Here is a 454-nt window from a genome sequence, read left to right as displayed (position 1 = left end):
ATGCGGGATCGAACCGCAGACCTCCTGCGTGCAAGGCAGGCGCTCTCCCAGCTGAGCTATAGCCCCATATTTTTATTTCCTTGGGAGGAAATGGTGGGTCGTGCAGGATTCGAACCTGCGACCAATTGATTAAAAGTCAACTGCTCTACCAACTGAGCTAACGACCCAATGGTATCCCGTAGGGGAGTCGAACCCCTGTTACCGCCGTGAAAGGGCGGTGTCCTAGGCCTCTAGACGAACGGGACACTGCAATTCATCTCTACTTTAAAAAGTAGAAACAAACTTCGAAGAACTTGGGAGTTCTTCATCTCTTTGCTTTTCTAAACCTAATCAATCTGTGTGGGTACTCATCGTGTATATCTTCGTATAAGGAGGTGATCCAGCCCCAGGTTCCCCTAGGGCTACCTTGTTACGACTTCACCCCAGTCATGAACCACAAAGTGGTGAGCGTCCT

At 49.8% G+C, this 454-nt stretch carries 2 tRNA genes and 1 rRNA gene; all 3 read right to left on the bottom strand.

Going from position 1 to position 454, the window contains the following annotated elements:
- Nucleotides 1-91 precede the first annotated feature (91 nt).
- Nucleotides 92-167: transfer RNA gene (locus tag IQQ51_RS24695), tRNA-Lys, on the bottom strand.
- Between the two features lie 2 nt (nucleotides 168-169).
- Nucleotides 170-245, bottom strand: a tRNA-Glu gene (locus IQQ51_RS24690).
- A gap of 122 nt (nucleotides 246-367) precedes the next feature.
- Nucleotides 368-454, bottom strand: a 16S ribosomal RNA gene (locus IQQ51_RS24685); the annotation flags it as partial.

The sequence above is a fragment of the Vibrio sp. OPT18 genome (genome assembly GCF_015163615.1).
In the GTDB taxonomy this organism is placed as follows: domain Bacteria; phylum Pseudomonadota; class Gammaproteobacteria; order Enterobacterales; family Vibrionaceae; genus Vibrio; species Vibrio coralliirubri.
Note: the sequence above shows the minus strand (reverse complement) of the source record. Positions and strands in the feature narration are given on the sequence as shown.